At 43.6% G+C, this 15,651-nt stretch carries 18 protein-coding genes; 5 read left to right on the top strand and 13 right to left on the bottom strand.

Annotated elements, in window-relative coordinates; translation table 11 throughout:
- Positions 1-535: 535 nt before the first annotated feature.
- From FTD44_RS14975 to FTD44_RS14960, 4 genes are all read right to left on the bottom strand, one after another.
- On the bottom strand, positions 536-904 hold the full coding sequence (locus FTD44_RS14975; protein ID WP_222167196.1) for a hypothetical protein: 369 nt from the start codon (positions 902-904) through the stop codon (positions 536-538).
- A gap of 233 nt (positions 905-1,137) precedes the next feature.
- The gene (locus FTD44_RS14970; RefSeq protein ID WP_222167195.1) at positions 1,138-1,500 is read right to left on the bottom strand and encodes a hypothetical protein; all 363 of its coding nucleotides are present in this window, start codon (positions 1,498-1,500) and stop codon (positions 1,138-1,140) included.
- Between the two features lie 315 nt (positions 1,501-1,815).
- Positions 1,816-2,214, bottom strand: coding sequence for a DUF423 domain-containing protein (locus tag FTD44_RS14965; RefSeq protein ID WP_129021869.1), 399 nt, complete (start codon positions 2,212-2,214; stop codon positions 1,816-1,818).
- 6 nt (positions 2,215-2,220) lie between these two features.
- On the bottom strand, positions 2,221-2,739 hold the full coding sequence (locus tag FTD44_RS14960) for a shikimate kinase (RefSeq protein ID WP_222167194.1): 519 nt from the start codon (positions 2,737-2,739) through the stop codon (positions 2,221-2,223).
- An 82-nt stretch (positions 2,740-2,821) separates the two neighbouring features.
- On the opposite strand from FTD44_RS14960, the gene FTD44_RS14955 reads away from it, so the two are divergent.
- Positions 2,822-3,592 carry a glycosyltransferase family protein gene (locus tag FTD44_RS14955; protein ID WP_222167193.1) on the top strand — a complete coding sequence of 257 codons (771 nt, stop codon included), beginning with the start codon at positions 2,822-2,824 and terminating at the stop codon, positions 3,590-3,592.
- On the opposite strand, the gene FTD44_RS14950 is transcribed toward FTD44_RS14955, so the two are convergent.
- Positions 3,589-5,109 (bottom strand): GH3 auxin-responsive promoter family protein, encoded by a 1,521-nt coding sequence (locus tag FTD44_RS14950; protein WP_222167192.1) that lies wholly within the window; start codon positions 5,107-5,109, stop codon positions 3,589-3,591. The two genes, FTD44_RS14955 and FTD44_RS14950, sit on opposite strands and share 4 nt — an antisense overlap.
- A gap of 365 nt (positions 5,110-5,474) precedes the next feature.
- Here FTD44_RS14950 and prfA point away from each other — a divergent pair, with 365 nt between their 5' ends.
- From prfA to FTD44_RS14935, 3 genes are read left to right on the top strand one after another with little or no spacing between them, the layout of a single operon-like run.
- Complete coding sequence (gene prfA, locus FTD44_RS14945; protein ID WP_129021864.1) at positions 5,475-6,548, top strand: peptide chain release factor 1; 1,074 nt, start codon at positions 5,475-5,477, stop codon at positions 6,546-6,548.
- Between the two features lie 50 nt (positions 6,549-6,598).
- Positions 6,599-7,543 (top strand): Wzz/FepE/Etk N-terminal domain-containing protein, encoded by a 945-nt coding sequence (locus FTD44_RS14940; protein ID WP_222167191.1) that lies wholly within the window; start codon positions 6,599-6,601, stop codon positions 7,541-7,543.
- Positions 7,543-9,009 (top strand): O-antigen ligase family protein, encoded by a 1,467-nt coding sequence (locus FTD44_RS14935; RefSeq protein ID WP_222167190.1) that lies wholly within the window; start codon positions 7,543-7,545, stop codon positions 9,007-9,009. The genes FTD44_RS14940 and FTD44_RS14935 overlap by 1 nt, the downstream gene beginning before the upstream one ends.
- Here FTD44_RS14935 and FTD44_RS14930 read toward each other — a convergent pair.
- Genes FTD44_RS14930 through tsaB form a run of 4 tightly spaced genes read right to left on the bottom strand, consistent with a single transcriptional unit; the run spans position 9,006 to position 11,217 of the window.
- Positions 9,006-9,506, bottom strand: a complete 501-nt coding sequence (locus FTD44_RS14930; protein ID WP_222167189.1) for a hypothetical protein — start codon at positions 9,504-9,506, stop codon at positions 9,006-9,008. The two genes, FTD44_RS14935 and FTD44_RS14930, sit on opposite strands and share 4 nt — an antisense overlap.
- Before the next feature lie 10 nt (positions 9,507-9,516).
- On the bottom strand, positions 9,517-10,038 hold the full coding sequence (locus tag FTD44_RS14925) for a dihydrofolate reductase (RefSeq protein WP_222167188.1): 522 nt from the start codon (positions 10,036-10,038) through the stop codon (positions 9,517-9,519).
- A gap of 4 nt (positions 10,039-10,042) precedes the next feature.
- Complete coding sequence (locus tag FTD44_RS14920) at positions 10,043-10,570, bottom strand: acyl-CoA thioesterase (protein ID WP_222167187.1); 528 nt, start codon at positions 10,568-10,570, stop codon at positions 10,043-10,045.
- A 5-nt stretch (positions 10,571-10,575) separates the two neighbouring features.
- Positions 10,576-11,217 carry a tRNA (adenosine(37)-N6)-threonylcarbamoyltransferase complex dimerization subunit type 1 TsaB gene (gene tsaB / locus FTD44_RS14915; protein WP_222167186.1) on the bottom strand — a complete coding sequence of 214 codons (642 nt, stop codon included), beginning with the start codon at positions 11,215-11,217 and terminating at the stop codon, positions 10,576-10,578.
- A 94-nt stretch (positions 11,218-11,311) separates the two neighbouring features.
- On the opposite strand from tsaB, the gene FTD44_RS14910 reads away from it, so the two are divergent.
- Entirely contained in the window at positions 11,312-11,692 is a 381-nt protein-coding gene (locus FTD44_RS14910) for a RidA family protein (protein WP_129021857.1), read from the top strand.
- Between the two features lie 99 nt (positions 11,693-11,791).
- Here FTD44_RS14910 and FTD44_RS14905 read toward each other — a convergent pair whose 3' ends face one another.
- The 4 genes from FTD44_RS14905 to FTD44_RS14890 are packed head-to-tail and all read right to left on the bottom strand — an operon-like array spanning position 11,792 to position 15,642.
- Positions 11,792-12,790 carry an AAA family ATPase gene (locus FTD44_RS14905; RefSeq protein ID WP_222167185.1) on the bottom strand — a complete coding sequence of 333 codons (999 nt, stop codon included), beginning with the start codon at positions 12,788-12,790 and terminating at the stop codon, positions 11,792-11,794.
- 10 nt (positions 12,791-12,800) lie between these two features.
- The gene (locus tag FTD44_RS14900) at positions 12,801-13,994 is read right to left on the bottom strand and encodes a DUF4350 domain-containing protein (protein WP_222167184.1); all 1,194 of its coding nucleotides are present in this window, start codon (positions 13,992-13,994) and stop codon (positions 12,801-12,803) included.
- 9 nt (positions 13,995-14,003) lie between these two features.
- Positions 14,004-14,852: a DUF4129 domain-containing protein gene (locus tag FTD44_RS14895; protein WP_222167183.1), complete on the bottom strand. Its 849-nt coding sequence runs from the start codon at positions 14,850-14,852 to the stop codon at positions 14,004-14,006.
- A 16-nt stretch (positions 14,853-14,868) separates the two neighbouring features.
- Complete coding sequence (locus FTD44_RS14890) at positions 14,869-15,642, bottom strand: queuosine precursor transporter (protein ID WP_129021853.1); 774 nt, start codon at positions 15,640-15,642, stop codon at positions 14,869-14,871.
- Positions 15,643-15,651: the final 9 nt, after the last annotated feature.

The following is a 15,651-nucleotide window of genomic DNA, read 5'->3' as shown; positions in this document are numbered from 1 at the left end:
TAACCGACCTTATCCGTCCTTTTGTCCGGCAACAAAAGGACCAAAAATGCCTTTGTTTTCATCAAGGCGATTGCATAGCACCGCCATTTTGTACCATTGCGTGCATTGATCGTTTGAGCTTAACGTTTGATCCGTTCGGTGCTCAACGATCGCAACTCCATTCCAAAATGGCTATCGCTGTGATGAAAACAATAAGCGATCCGTACTGTACAGATCGCTCGAAAGGCCTTATAAATCCGGCGTTCATAAAATCATTGGCTCGGTCGATAAAGTCGGAAACCACTGTCTGAGCGCAGTGAGTCTGGTTTGCGACCGACCGACACATTGATTTTTAGCCAGGGATTTATACAGCCTATATATCTTTTGCTACCTTTTGCATCAAGGCAAAAGGTAGCAAAAGATATATAGGCTACTTAAATCATAATGCTAGTCTTTATTTCCTTTAAGCGGAGACTCAGTTAAAAAAATACCGATAAAGATCGCCTCACTTCCATTGATGCAATGAGTTCATTTATATGTCCACACGGCTCTATTACTACTCAAACAGGAATTCCAGGTCGAAATAGTACCTGCGGGTATTGTTATGGTCTATATATAAAGTAGTTTCTTTTTCTCGCCCCAGTTTTAGTAGAAGTGTTGTACGGTCAAAAGGAAGCACAGGGCTTACAAAGCGTTCTAATCCTCCACCGTAATCATAATGAAATATAATTACAGACTGGTTTACCTGTACGTTCTCCACATTTCTTGTTGCATTGGTCAACAGATTCAATGCCTGTATATCCTGTGCGACACCTAATGTTGCGAACAAGCCATCAGCTGCATATCTTTCTCTTTCTTCACTATAATTGTTTTCCCTGATCTCGCACTGGCTAAGGTCTACTTTGACCTTCTGTCCATGCTGCATTATATGCTCAATAGTTTCCTTATATTGATTATGTACATGAAGTGCCTTTCTCTTTTTTTCCAGATACAACAACACGCAGCCCAACACACATAGCAATAAGCCGCATAAACTATAAATGAATGGAAAAGAAATCATAGTGCCCTTATAGTCTCTGAAAAACATCAGAATTAGTGCTCCTACTACTAAAAGAATATATCCTATAATACGTCTTGCCATAGTTATGAATAATTATATCAGGGTTTCATATTAGATTTTACCAGTCCCAGTCCCTGCCAGAACTCATCTGGATATGTTAAGGTATTCGGTTTGCCTATCCACCCGTTGACAAGATCAAGTACATAGCCACTATCCAGCTTCTCATAATGAACAGATCCATTTATGATCTTATCCCAGTCACCGGCATACTTCAGACTATCCAGGCTTTCGGGGTATGTACCAAAGCGGACTTTATGCAGTTCAATCAACGCAATAGCCGTTTTAAAATGCTGATCGCCAAATTGTTTATTTGCCTGCTCTTTTATGCCTCCTAAATTACAAGAGGAGCAGAAAATATGCAGGAATAAAATGGTACAAATAATACTTAATGTATGCTTCATTATCGGTAATGAGAATTTTATCTCTAATTCCCCTAAATTATAATAAAAAAGGAGAATCAGTAAATACAGAGGTGATTTTTCCACTCCATTACATTCTCGTCAGCATGGGAGTGACCATGTGTAGACATAACTTTACAAACGTATCATTTGCGGCAAACGCAGGTTTGAAATTTGCGCCAGCATTATCCAAGCCCGGTCGCTGAGGTGCTCGAAGAGACAATGTTACATCCGAATTATCATAAGCAGGATGACCTGAACAAAAAACGTTCTGCCCTGAATCAGGACAGAACGCTCAAAGTATAATTATACAATAAATTAAGACTTTTGTGTGTGCTGCAAGATGCCCAGCAGGCTGAATAACCAGCCCAGCACAAAAAATACACCTCCTATAGGGGTGATGATACCCAGCCCTTTCAGTCCTACTGATCCGTTATGTTTTAAGGCAACCAGTGCGTAGATAGAACCACAGAACAATACTACTCCTATAATAAACATCAGGCTGGCTCTCTGCAGCCATACAGAAGGCATGTAGGCAAACATGATACCTGTCGCCAGTAAGGCAAAGGTGTGGTAGAACTGATATTTCACAGCGGTTTCATAAGTATTCAGTAATTCCGGGCTCAGTTTTTCTTTTAATGCGTGTGCACCGAATGCACCCAGGATTACGGCCAGCATACCGAAAATGGTTGCGGCGACCAATGCTTGCTTGTACATAAAGATCTAATTAGAATGGGGTGAGTTAAAAAGCCCCGCAAAGATAGCTATTGTTGCCGATAATGCATCAACCGTATATGTCGCTTTTTCGTAAAAAGGGCTGCGTAGTGCAACTAGAGTTTCTATAAACCCGAGTCGCTCGTCGGGAGCTATATTGGTAAACATAGGCCGCGCTACTTTAGAATGTGCCAGACGACTTTGTATAAATGCGGCACTGCCCTCAAGGTATATCACTGCTCCATGTTTCAGCATCCAGTCCATATTATCGAAATGACAAGGGGCACCGCCACCGGTAGAAATGATACAGGATAACCCCGCATAACGGTTAGTAAGTAAATGTAAGGCTTCCTGTTCTGCTTTACGGAAGGTCATTTCACTTTCTGCAAAGAGTTCGGGTATTGTTTTTCCGGTGTGCTGTTCGATAAAGCGGTCCATATCTACAGCTTCGTAACCAAACTGCCGGCTCAGCTTTTTCATCCAGTAAGATTTGCCCACTCCGGGCATGCCGACTAAAAAAATTAACATCAATGTAGTGTTTGACAGCTTATAATTTGTTATTTTGAGGTCTTTTTTGCAACAGCACAAAGATATTAATTATAAGGCTATTATGGCATTTTCAGTATGTATTATCAGTAATGTGATCAACAGTACCCTGCTGCAGGTAATAGACAGTTACCGCCGGGTGAGCGATGATATACTGGTAGGTTTTAATGGCCTGCTGGCGGCTGATGTGGCTGATTTTGCCCTGCAGTACCCGGATGTCAAACCGCATTTGCTGACCTGGAAGGGTTACGGACCTACCAAGAATGAACTGGCGACCAAAGCGAAATATGACTGGATATTATCGGTAGACAGTGATGAGATTGCCTCGCCGGAATTACAGCAAAGTCTTGCCGCGGTTCAGTTTAAAGAGATCAATACGGTATATTGCCTCCTGCTGGTGCACCGCATAGGAACTGAACGTGTCCGTTACGGTACCTTTGGGGAATCTAAAGAATTAAAAAAGAGGCTATACAACCGCAAGGCGGTGAGCTGGGATACGGAGAAAGTGCATGAAGCGCTGACCTTCCCCAAACAGGTAACATTCGAAACCCTGAAGGGTATTTTATATCATCATACCGCAGAAAATACGGCAGACATTCGCGCCAAAAACCGGAAGTATGCCTTGCTGAGCGCGGAAAATATGCTGGAAAAGGGTAAAAAATACACCTCATCCAAACCTTATCTCTCCGGTTTGAATGCGTTTATGAAGCAGTATATATTTAAGAAAGGTTTCCTGGATGGACGTATTGGCTTTCTGCTGGCAAGGGAAAGTGCTCTATATGCCTGGTGGAAGTACCGCTTTTTGCAGCAATTGCGTCAGAAACGCTCTTCCTAATTTGTAGCCAGAAAACTCAGAATCTCTTCCACAAACTTACGTTCGTTAGACAGGCGCGGTACTTTATTTTGTCCGCCGAGCTTCCCTTTAGACTTCAGCCATGCATTAAAGCTGCCTTTAGGTACCGGGTGTACAATCGGCATACGCAATGCAATATCTTTATGACGCTTGGCTTCGTAGTCGGAGTTTACAGCCTGTAAAGCCAGGTCCATCTCGGTAACAAAAACGTCTAATGGCACTGGTAATTGTTCAAATTCAATGATCCATTCATGAGCACCATTACTGTCGCCGGTCATATACACCGGGGCAGCAGTATAATCATTCACAATAGCACCGGTTGCAGCACAGGCTTTTTCAATGGCATGGTCACTATTGTCGATGATTACCTCTTCACCAAATGCATTGATAAAGTGTTTGATACGACCACTTACCTTAATTCGGAATGGCTCCAGAGAGGTAAACTGAATGGTATCACCTACCATATAACGCCACAGTCCGCTATTGGTACTGATAATCAATGCGTAATTGGTATTCAGCTCAACTTCTCTAAGGTTTAAAGTATTCGGGTGGGTTTTGCCAGCCTCTTCCATCGGCATGAATTCAAAGAATATACCATGGTTGAGGAACAAAAGCATACCGTTCTCACTATCAGGTGTATCCTGTGCGGCAAAGAAGCCTTCAGAAGCATTGTAGGTCTCAAGGTAATGCATATCCTCATGCGGAATCAGCTGTTTAAACTGGTTCTGGTAAGGTTTAAAGCTTACCCCGCCATGGATGTATAATTCCAGGTTAGGCCATACCTCACGGATATCAGTCTTGCCCGTCTTTTCGAGAATACGTTTAAGTAATACCAGCGTCCAGGTGGGCACACCAGCTATATAAGTAATGTTTTCGTCGAGGGTGCTATCGATAATGCTTTCAATCTTACTCTCCCACTCGTCCATAAGGGCTACTTTCAGGTCCGGAGAGCGCATAATCTGCCCTATAAACGGCATATTCTGCAGCATTACTGCAGAAAGGTCGCCATAGAAGCAGTCGGCATTCATCTGGTTTACCTGGTGACTACCACCAATGGTCAGGCACTTACCGCCAAACAATCCGGTATCCGGGTACATGCGTACATAGATACCCAGTACATCTTTACCGGCACGGTAATGTGTATCATCCAGGGTTTCTTTACTAACGGGAATAAATTTGCTTTTATCGCTGGTCGTACCGCTACTTTTGGCAAACCAGTTGATGGGAGTATTCCAGAGCACATTCTGCTCACCGTCAAGGATATGCTGTATATAAGGCTTTACATCATCATACTCCTGTACCGGTACACGCTCCTTAAATTCTTTAATAGCATTGATGGTATCAAAGCTATATTTTTTACCAAAATCAGTAAACTGTGCCGAGCCAATAAGATCATTAAATACCTTTTTCTGGGTATCGATCGGGTTAAGCATAAAATTATCCACTGCGTTGAGGCGCATTTTCATAATCTGCTTGATGGCTGGACTTAATATCGGCATAGTTTGTACTTCACTGGTAATGGGCAAAAGTAATGAAATGATTTTTAATAATTCAACTTAAAACCTAAAGGCGACAATAATTATATCGAAAATACGTATTAAAATAATACATGTGAACCAGCCTGATAAATCAGAGTTGATCACATACCTTATAATATTGTATCGCTGCAAAAACGCAGTTATTATTTCACTACCTCTTCTAATTATATTGCAATTTTTTATCAGATAAATTCCAGAAAGAATACTGATCACTAAATAACATTCCTGCCACTTAAAAATAACAGAACTGTATATGGTTTGCGAATAAAATACTATCTTAGCGCACTTTATTTTACAGACAATACAAATTGTTCATTTAAATCTAAATGATAGAAAAATTAGAAGCCTTACAAGCGAAATTTAATGACCTTGGCATCGCTTTAACGAATCCTGAGATCGTAAGTGATAATAAAAAGTTCACCCAGGTATCTAAAGAATACAAAAAGTTAGAACCGCTGATGCAAGCATACCAGAAGTACAGAAACTGTCTGGACAGTATTGCATTCGGCAAAGAAGTTCTGGCCAGTGAAAGTGATGCTGATCTGAGAGATATGGCAAAAGAAGAGCTGGTTATACAAGAAGAAGAAAAAGATACGTTAGAAGAAGAGATTCGCCAGCTGTTGATCCCTAAAGATCCTCAGGATGATAAAAATGCTGTTTTAGAGATCCGTGCCGGTACCGGTGGTGACGAGGCGAGCATTTTTGCCGGTGACCTGTTCAGAATGTATATGAAATACTTCGAGAAAAAGGGCTGGCGTGCTTCCCTGATCTATGAAGCGGAAGGTACTGTGGGTGGATATAAAGATATCCAACTGGAGGTTGTAGGTGATGATGTATATGGTACCCTGAAGTTTGAAAGTGGTGTACACCGCGTACAAAGGGTTCCTGCAACAGAGGCCAGCGGCCGTGTGCATACCTCTGCGGCTACCGTACAGGTTATGCCTGAAGCAGATGAGATCGATTTCGAACTGAGAGAAAGTGATGTAAAAATGGAGACTGCCCGAAGCGGTGGTTCCGGTGGTCAGAACGTAAACAAGGTAGAAACCAAGGTATTACTGACCCACATCCCTACCGGTACTGTGGTAGTGTGCCAGACCGAGCGTACCCAGCTGGGTAACCGCGAAAAGGCGATGTCTATGCTGCGTACCAAATTATACGAAGAAGAAGTACGTAAACACGAGGAAGCTATTGCCCAGAGACGTAAGAGTATCGTAACTACGGGTGACCGCTCTGCAAAGATCCGTACGTACAACTACCCTCAGGGACGCATCACCGATCACCGCATCAACATGACCAGCTACAACCTGGACGAGTTTATGAACGGTGGTATCGACGAAATGCTGAAAGCCCTGCAGCTTGCCGAGAATGCAGAGAAGATGAAAGCTGGTGAAAGTATATAGTAAAAATTGCTTATCCGCCTAAAAACATAAAACAAGATTAAACTTTACCAATGCAGCAAAATAAATATGACCTTGTAGCCATAATACGTACAATTAAGTCCCGTGGCAAATTAGTATGGGGTATTACGGCGCTAGGCCTGATTGCATCTGTTTTATTCGTTTCGTTCAGACCAAATGAGTATACTTCTGAAGCCAGCATTATCGTAAAAGGCTTTATGAACTTTGACCGTAACCAGTTATATGGTGCCAATACATTGTATACCAAAGATGTATTTGCCAAAGACTATGAGCTGGACAAAGCCATGACCATCCTGGAAAGTGGTGATGTTAAAGGTCATATCAATGAAGCAGTACAATACAAGCAAACAAAAAAGCTTAAATCTGAAGAAGCTGCTTTCATAGCCATCAAAAGCGCATTCAAACTGAAGCGTACGGACAACTATGATATTGAAGCGAAGTTTACCGATACAGATCCTAAACTGGCACATGCTGCACTGGAAGCTGCACTTCAAAAAGCAGAAAGCATTTACATCAACTTCTTTGAAGATTATAATAAAGATGTAACCAGAGAAATCGACTTTAAAAGAAAAAGCATCAGCGATTCTGTAGCGATCCTTACTGATAGTATCGCTGCTATCCGCAAGCAGTACAATTTATACAGCGAGTTGCTTCCGGTAAGAGGCAACACGCTCAGCAGTAACTATACGATCAATGCCAGCAATGCTGCTGCGATTGAGCAATTACAATCCCTGATCGAGGTAAAAGATAAGCTAGATGAGCGCAATGCTCAACTGGCCTCTCTGAAAAATGAATACAGCAGTTTCCTGAATAGTGAAAAGATGCACGTGTTCTACCGTGTAACAGGTCCTTATGTTCCTAATGTAACCTCTAACCTGCCTGCATACCTGGTTATACTGGCCAGTGCATTGGCTGCATTTATCTTTGCCAGCCTGCTGGTACTGATTGCTAACGCATTTAAGAGTAACGCTGCTTAATGAGTTCGGAACATAATACGGTTGCTATTCATGTAAACAAACAAGAACGCTGGTTTTATACACTTGCTGTATTGGCGTTGCTTGCAGGTATTGCTGTGTTTTCCTATACACATCATTACTGGGCTATAGGCATCCCGTTTGTTATTCCGTTTACCGCATGGATCATCCTGAACTGGAAATCATTTTACTGGTTCTATGTCATCTGCATCCCACTTACGGTAATTACCCAGGTGGGTGGTTCATCTATGATGTACCTGCCGCAACTTCCGTTAACTATACTTATGGCGGGCATCGTGATTGCCCTATTGCTATATCATAAGCGTATCCTACCTGAGAACCTGATACACCACCCTATTACACTGATCATTTTCCTGCAGTATATATGGCTGATTGTATCCGTTATGTTTTCACAGATACCGCTGTACTCTATTAAATATCTGGGGGTTAATACCATACAATTACTGGTGTTCTTCATATTGCCGGCCATTGTACTACAGACCAAAAAGGACATCTTTACATTAGCTAAAGTATTCCTGATTCCGATGACATTACTGGCCCTGTTTGTATTTGCGCGCCACGCTTATTTCAAATTCGGTTATGTAGAGACCAATCTGGTTGTTAAGCCATTTTTCTATAACCACGTAGATCATGCCTGTGTCATGTCTATGGTCTTACCCGTATTCTATATCCTATGGCGATATAATAAAGGAAATAAGAGGCTACGCCTGTTATACTTAGGCTTGTTCCTGTTTTACTTCCTGGGTATGTACCTTGCCTTTGCCCGTGCCGCTATGCTGGGTACCATATTTGCATTTATTATTGCGTGGGCCATCCGTAAAAAGCTGGTTAACTGGTTTATGCCATTGTTCTTTACTTTTTGTTTTGTGGTCATCGGCCTCATGTCTTATAACAATAAGTATATCGATTTCAGACCGGATTTTAAACAAACCTATACCCGCCATACATTTAATGACCTTATCAAAGCCAGCTTTGTAGGTGGAGACATGTCCTCGGCCGAGCGCTTCTTCCGCTGGATTGCGGCAGTGCGCATGAGCGAGGAGCATCCATTGGTAGGTGTAGGCCCTAACAACTTCTATTATTACTACAAACCGCATGCGGTTACCATATTCAAGACTTATGTAAGTTCTAACCCAGAGAAGTCAACTACGCATAACTACTTCCTGTTTATGCTGGTGGAACAGGGCTGGCCTGCTATGGTCTTATATGGCTTGCTGATCAGCGCATTATTCTACCATGCACAGAAGCTCTACCATCGTACAGAAGACAAGCTGTACCGTGCCTTAACGCTAACCAGTGCAATGATCGTTGCAGCCTTCTTCCTGAACAACCTGTTTTCGGAGCTGCTGCAAACCTACAGAATCGGTGCTATTTTCTATTTTGCGGTATTACTGCTCTACTGGGTAGATCGTCAGATCAAAAAGGAGCAGAAAGAATTGCCTGCCTAGCGCAGGATATAGTGTTGCTTACGCTTGAACCCGGGATCAGCAACCAGTACCGAAAAGTTCCAGGTAAACATTGTACAGTTAAACGCCGGATGTACCCAGAGTACATTCAATGTTTCTTCATCTCTATGGCCGGGGTGCCAAACCAGTATTTGTACAGATTCTGGTAAATATTCTGATGTTATAAATTCAGCTGCCTGCTTTGCATCCATGATCAGCAAAGCACCTTCAGGTATCCGTTCCGGAATAGTATTAATTACACCGGGCAATGCAGCAGAAACCCAAGTCAGCGATGCCAAGGCTGGGTCAAGATACAGTTGTGTATAGTTCAGAAAAGATAAAACCCGGTACAGGGCCCGGGACTGCTGTGTTTGCAGTACAGCAGCAGGATATTGATATGCAGCCTGCCTATGCAAAGCCTGTTCTACAAAATCATAGACAAAGGGAGAATGCGTGCCATGACGGCCTTTAGCCTTAAGCAGGTATTGCAGGTAATTCAATGTTTGGTAATTATGCGTTAGTTTTTATCCAGCGTTCAAATGTGAAGCTGTAGATATGATGCTCGTCTTTGGGATGGGCTTCCTCCCAAATCTTTTTCCATTCTGGATTATTACGGATCTCCGGGAAGAATACGGTACCCTCTTCAATCTCAGTATGCACACGGGTCATAAAGATCTCATCGCACTGATCCAGTACCTGGCGATAGAGCTGTCCGCCACCGATAAGGCTTACTTTCTGCTCTTCCCCTTCCAGCGGAACATGCTCCCTGATATAATCCAGGGCTGCTTCAAAAGAATGTACGACTACAGCGCCCGGTGTATCTTCCGGCATCGTCGTTGATACCACAATATTTGCCCGTTTAGGCAATGGTCTGGCGCCAATAGAGATCCATGTATTTTTACCCATGATCACCGGACCACCCAGGGTCATCTTCTTAAAGAATTTCAGATCGTCGGGCAGGTGCCAGGGCATGGTATTGTTCATACCAATCACATTATTTTCACTTGCAGCTACTACACTGATCAGTTTCATAAGCTTATTTTTTCTCCGGGAATAAAATAGATTTCAATTCTGCTTCATCTTCCAGTTTGAGCTTACCGGCCAGCAGCAGGCGCAATTGTCTTCTGCGTAAAGCATCTTTATACATTTCCTGCTCCCGTTCTGTTTCCGGCTCTATCGCCGGGATGCGGGTAGGTTTACCCAATGAATCCAGGGCGACAAAATTGAAGTATGCTTCGTTAGATAAGTAGCGTTCCTGCTTGATCAGGTCTTCGCCCCATACCGACAGATAAATCTCCATAGAAGAATTAAAGGTACGGGTAACCTTACCTTCTATCGTAATCAGGTTGCCCAGTCTGATCGGGTTATGAAAATTGACGTTGTCGACCGATACCGTTACGCATGGCTTATTGCTGTGTTTTTGTGCTACAATCGCAGCAGCAATATCCATCCAGTACATGAGCCGTCCGCCCATCAGATTGTTCAATGTATTCGTATCATTGGGCAGTACATACTCACTCATGATCGTATACGAGTCTGATACTTTTTTCGCAGCTAGTTCCATACAGATTATTTTTGTTTGGGTTCAGTAGTAAATGCCGCTTTCAGATAGAATGGTTCAGCATAAGCCAGTTCATCAAAGTCCTGTGTATGCCAGCGTTGCTGGGCCTGACTGTTCCATAAAGCGATATCCAGTATATGCGATCCCAGATCAGCAGCAGTACTGTGTGCCGCTTTTACGGCATCATCATCAGTAATCAATGCATAATCCTTGTATGTATCAAACGGGAAGTCGTTATAGAAGATGTGTTGTGCAGGCAGATCGATCTGCGCGCTGTTTCCTGCAATGGCAAAGCCCTCTCCTGTTCTGGCTTTCAGTACGACCAGTGCCTGTTGTGGCTGGCGATTCAGTAAGAGCTCCAGTTTATTGAACAGCATCAGCGGTTTGTCCAGCGCAAAGCAGAGGCCTTTGGCCACACCCAATCCTACCCTCAAACCAGTATAGCTGCCTGGCCCGGCATTCACCGCAATCGCATCGATATTTTTCAGCTCCAGGGGAACCTGCGCGAACAGCTGGGCGATCATATCATTTAAGGAAGCAGCCTGTTGGTTAGGCAGTTCATTTTTCAGCTCATTCAAACATCCATCTGCATCACCGACGGCTACATGTGTATGCGGTGCAGCGGTATCGATAAATAATATATTTGCCATGATAAGTTAATACGCAAAGATAATTGTTCAGCACTGGAAATCCCGATTTAATTTTCCTATAAGCCCATATCTTTCTGAATTGTATATTTGTGCAATGGAAAAGAAAATTATCAATACCAGTGCCGCTCCGGCACCTATAGGCCCATATAACCAGGCCACTCAATTCGGCAATATGTTATTCGTTTCTGGACAGATACCAATGGACCCTGCGACCGGCGAAATTGTTACCTCCGGTATACAGGACGAGACCCGTAAAGTACTGGAAAATGTACAGGCTATTCTTACCGAGGCCGGCATGGATTTTACTCATGTATTGAAGAGTACTATTTTCATTACAGATATGGCCCAGTTCGCCCAGATCAATGAAGTATATGCACAGTTCTTTACCGCAAATGAACCTGCAAGAGAAACGGTACAGGTGGCCGGTCTTCCAAGAGGGGTAAATGTAGAGATCTCTGTAATTGCAGCTAAGTAATACTACTTTTTGTATAAAATTGTTGGGCGCCGGCTATGCCGGCGCCCAACAATTTTATACATGATTAACTTTTTACTTTTTCATTTTGGTTTAATCCAATTACCTGGGCACTTCTACTTTAGTAATCATTTCTTTCAGCACCTCATCTGCGCTGATGCCTTCCATTTCTTTTTCCGGGGTCAGTGCCACACGGTGTCTTAAAGCAGGTACCAGTACATGAGTCACATCTTCCGGTGTTACAAAATCACGTCCTCTCAGTACCGCCAGTGCTTTAGCCGCATGCAATAAAGCTACAGTAGCTCTCGGAGATCCTCCCAGGTATAGCGACGGATGATTACGAGTAGCCGCTACCAGCTGTGCCATATACTGCAGTATCTTTTCTTCTACATGCACTTGCTGCACCCAGGTACGGCATTGCTCCAGCTCTTCTTTACTCAGCACTGCTGCCACAGCAGCAATAAGCGGTTGTGCACCACGGTGATGGTGATAGCTAAGGATGTTTAATTCTTCTTCAATAGTAGGATACCCTACCACTATTTTAAACAGGAAACGATCGAGTTGTGCCTCCGGCAGGCGATAAGTGCCTTCATGCTCAATCGGGTTCTGTGTGGCAATTACGATAAACGGCTTGTCCAGGCTGTATGTCACCCCATCGGAAGTAATTTGTCGTTCTTCCATTACCTCAAACAAAGCTGCCTGTGTTTTGGCAGGAGCACGGTTTACCTCATCGATCAACACTATATTACCGAAGATAGGCCCTTGTCTGAATTCAAACCTGGTGGTCTGCGGATTAAATATATTGGTTCCGATCACATCGGAAGGCATCAGATCCGGGGTAAATTGAATACGACTGAATTGTGCATCAATTAACTTTGCCATTGTCTTGGCCGTCAAGGTTTTGGCTACACCCGGCACCCCTTCCAGCAATACATGTCCTTCGGCCAGCAATGCAGTCAGCAGCAGTTCTATCATCTCATGCTGCCCTACGATGGTCTTACCTATCGCTGCCTTTACTTTATCGATCAGTACGGAGATCGTATCAATCGGCAGTCTGGATTTATATTCTGTACCGGTATGGTTTGTTTCCTGGTGTTCCATAACTCAATATTTATTTTTTATAGAATTGTTGAATATTCCTGTATAAAGAATGTAAAAATGCATCATTAATTTCAGTACTGTCACTCTGTACCTGCCTGATCTGTGAGAACAGATATTCCGTTGCAGCCAATGCTATACCCGACCGCAGGCTCAGCTTTTCTACAAAAGCCTGATCCAGTACATTGGTATTTAACTGGTAACTCGTACGTACATGTTCCAGGAAGTGCTGGATCATTTTCTGTGCCAGGTTACGATTATTATGTTTATTGTAATAGAGACTGGCTATAGTTGCCGCAAATGAAGCTGCATCGTTGGTCAGCGGAGCAATTTCCGGTATTGATTTCTGTTTGCGTTTTAAGCCGAACAATACATATATCAGCAATCCGACAAACGAAAGGATTATAGCTGCACGCGTGGCTTTATGCTCCCAGAGTACCGACCAGTCCGAACGATTGGTGCGCTTTTGCGATGCTACCATGAAGTATACATTCTTAGCATCTTTTGAGGTATAGCTGAATATATCGGAAAGAAACTCCCGGTTATTGCCCTGCAGGAGAAAGTAGTTGGAACAGGACAGAAAATTGGTCGCTACCACCATCTTGCCGTCTCCTATGCGCAGCACTGCGGCACAGATATTGCCTTTATCATCCCAGGCGATCTCCGTAAGTTGTTGCTGTGCGGTATCTGCCTGCAGAAAGCCCGGAAAAATGTTATAGTACATCCGCTTGCTCTGGTATGCGGCCCGCTGCCCGTCTGCTTTAAGGGTATACACTTTATCAATGGTATGATCAGCAGTATCGGTATCAAGGGCATGATGTGCATTAAGTACCTTTACCGGCAATGCCTGAACCAGCGCAGTATCCCATTCATCAGCAATGATCACTACATCATTACCTTCATACATCCAGTCATCGAGCTGGCGCATTTCCTGCTCACTGAAAGCCGCAGCACCCGCCAGTACTACATAAACACTTTTCTGCTGTTGCGAACTAGTGGTGAAGATATTGGCATTGGAAGGGATAAAATGAATTTTGGCCTGCGGATACAGGTGCGGCAGCATCTCCCCGAACAGGTAAAAACCGTAAGGGTCTTTACTTTCCAGAGTATACTGTATCTCCCAGTTTGTTTTCTTCTCGGACTTGATACAAGCCTCAAAGCTAAACAGGGTCAGGATGCAGAGCAATATGTAAGCGATACGTTTCAAGAGCAATGCTTAAGCGATTTTTTGTTTCAATTGTTGATAGATACTCTGTATAGACTGGTAATGCGCCGCATCAACCGTAAAGCCTCCATACCAGGCGTACTCATAATGGCGCAGCAATTGCGTCAGTAATACATGCAGTTCGGTATGCCCTGACTGTCTCAATACAGATACATACTGGTAGTTAGAACCTGAAGGGCTGTATGCGATCAAACCACGCTCATGCAGTAACAGCAATATATGCCGATAGCTATGGCGTACGGCCAGCCTGTAATCGGGTATCTGCTCTGCTTTACGGATGATGTCTTCCCAGCTTTCGGGTATAAAATCATCGGCCAGCTCGTCCTGCTGCAGGTTACTTACTTTTTTATCCTTACGGCCAAAGATCGGCAATCCATTATGGCGTACGATCTGCCATATAATAGCAATGACCACAAGCCCTACAACAGCCCACAAAAGGAATGTGCCGAAGGGTCCTGCAAAAAATCCGAAAATAGCCTTTATAATCTTGGACCATAAAGACTCTTTATATTCCTGCACCGGTTCCTCTTTAGGCTGTGTGTAGCGAAAATCAGGATCGGAGGTCAGTTTGGCCCATGTGGCATCTGAAATTTTTCTCGGCTCCGGGGTAACCGGCGTTATAGAATCACTGTAAGAGAATGTGAAGGTTTCATCTTCATATTCCTCGGTCGGATAGGTCGTATAACCATCCTCCGAAGTATCGGAAACATAAACGGTATCTCCGCTCACATATGCCGCATCCGGGTCTTCATCATCTACGACAGACTGCGCGCTGGCCTTTCCGGGAGAGAGGCTCAGCGATAATAAGAGTGCTGTAAAGTATATAAATAAATGTTTCAATTCCGACGCTTGTGTTCTATTTGTTTGCCGCTTCCTGCTTCATGGCCATGGCCAGGTCTTTGCCCAGGTAACGGTCTATAAGGCCCTCTGCCCAGTAAATAACGGGGGTCAGCACCAATGCCATGACAAATTTATATGAATAATTGACCAGGCAAACTGCCAGTACACGCTGCCAGCTCCAGTCATTACCTAATTTAAACGCAATATACAATACAATAAAGCTATCAACTAATTGTGATACTACCGTAGATCCTGTCGCTCTTAACCAGACCATTTTATTGCCTGTTCGCTCTTTGATCTTATGAAATACAAATACATCGACAAGCTGGCTTACCATAAAGGCCACCAGGCTTCCGATAATGATCCACATGCCTTGTCCGAAGATAGCATTAAAGCCGGACTGCATATTGGGTACGCCCTGCCCTTCTTTGGAATGTACCCAGAAATCGCTGGCGGGTGCATGTATGGCCACATAGAACATCACAAAGGCATATATAATTAATCCCACTGCGGTAAGGGAAATGCGCTTTACGGCTTTCTGCCCGTAATATTCATTCACAATATCGGTCACCACAAACTCCAGAGGCCAGAGCAACACACCACAGGTAAGGGTATAGCTCAGATGTGACTCGCCAAACAAAGTAAAATCCGATGGCTGCATGCCAAATACAGATTCCAGCGAAAACAACTTGCCACCGATGCATTCAGCAATCAGTGCATTGGCTACAAAGAATGCGGTAATCAGCACAAACAGCCGGGTGGGTTTATCACTCCATATTTTTGTAATCATGTTCTATAT

It is taken from the genome of Edaphocola aurantiacus (assembly GCF_019797745.1).
GTDB classification, from domain to species: domain Bacteria; phylum Bacteroidota; class Bacteroidia; order Chitinophagales; family Chitinophagaceae; genus Edaphocola; species Edaphocola aurantiacus.
Note: the sequence above shows the minus strand (reverse complement) of the source record. Positions and strands in the feature narration are given on the sequence as shown.

Coding starts and splice junctions, on each gene's coding strand:
- FTD44_RS14925 (WP_222167188.1), bottom strand. CDS start 10,038: ATGAAACTGATCAGTGTAGTAGCTGCAAGTGAAAATAATGTGATTGGT.
- FTD44_RS14890 (WP_129021853.1), bottom strand. CDS start 15,642: ATGATTACAAAAATATGGAGTGATAAACCCACCCGGCTGTTTGTGCTG.
- FTD44_RS14970 (WP_222167195.1), bottom strand. CDS start 1,500: ATGAAGCATACATTAAGTATTATTTGTACCATTTTATTCCTGCATATT.
- FTD44_RS14950 (WP_222167192.1), bottom strand. CDS start 5,109: ATGCCGATATTAAGTCCAGCCATCAAGCAGATTATGAAAATGCGCCTC.
- prfA (WP_129021864.1), top strand. CDS start 5,475: ATGATAGAAAAATTAGAAGCCTTACAAGCGAAATTTAATGACCTTGGC.
- tsaB (WP_222167186.1), bottom strand. CDS start 11,217: ATGGCAAATATATTATTTATCGATACCGCTGCACCGCATACACATGTA.
- FTD44_RS14940 (WP_222167191.1), top strand. CDS start 6,599: ATGCAGCAAAATAAATATGACCTTGTAGCCATAATACGTACAATTAAG.
- FTD44_RS14920 (WP_222167187.1), bottom strand. CDS start 10,570: ATGGAACTAGCTGCGAAAAAAGTATCAGACTCGTATACGATCATGAGT.
- FTD44_RS14955 (WP_222167193.1), top strand. CDS start 2,822: ATGGCATTTTCAGTATGTATTATCAGTAATGTGATCAACAGTACCCTG.
- FTD44_RS14910 (WP_129021857.1), top strand. CDS start 11,312: ATGGAAAAGAAAATTATCAATACCAGTGCCGCTCCGGCACCTATAGGC.
- FTD44_RS14965 (WP_129021869.1), bottom strand. CDS start 2,214: ATGTACAAGCAAGCATTGGTCGCCGCAACCATTTTCGGTATGCTGGCC.
- FTD44_RS14960 (WP_222167194.1), bottom strand. CDS start 2,739: ATGTTAATTTTTTTAGTCGGCATGCCCGGAGTGGGCAAATCTTACTGG.
- FTD44_RS14935 (WP_222167190.1), top strand. CDS start 7,543: ATGAGTTCGGAACATAATACGGTTGCTATTCATGTAAACAAACAAGAA.
- FTD44_RS14905 (WP_222167185.1), bottom strand. CDS start 12,790: ATGGAACACCAGGAAACAAACCATACCGGTACAGAATATAAATCCAGA.
- FTD44_RS14975 (WP_222167196.1), bottom strand. CDS start 904: ATGCAGCATGGACAGAAGGTCAAAGTAGACCTTAGCCAGTGCGAGATC.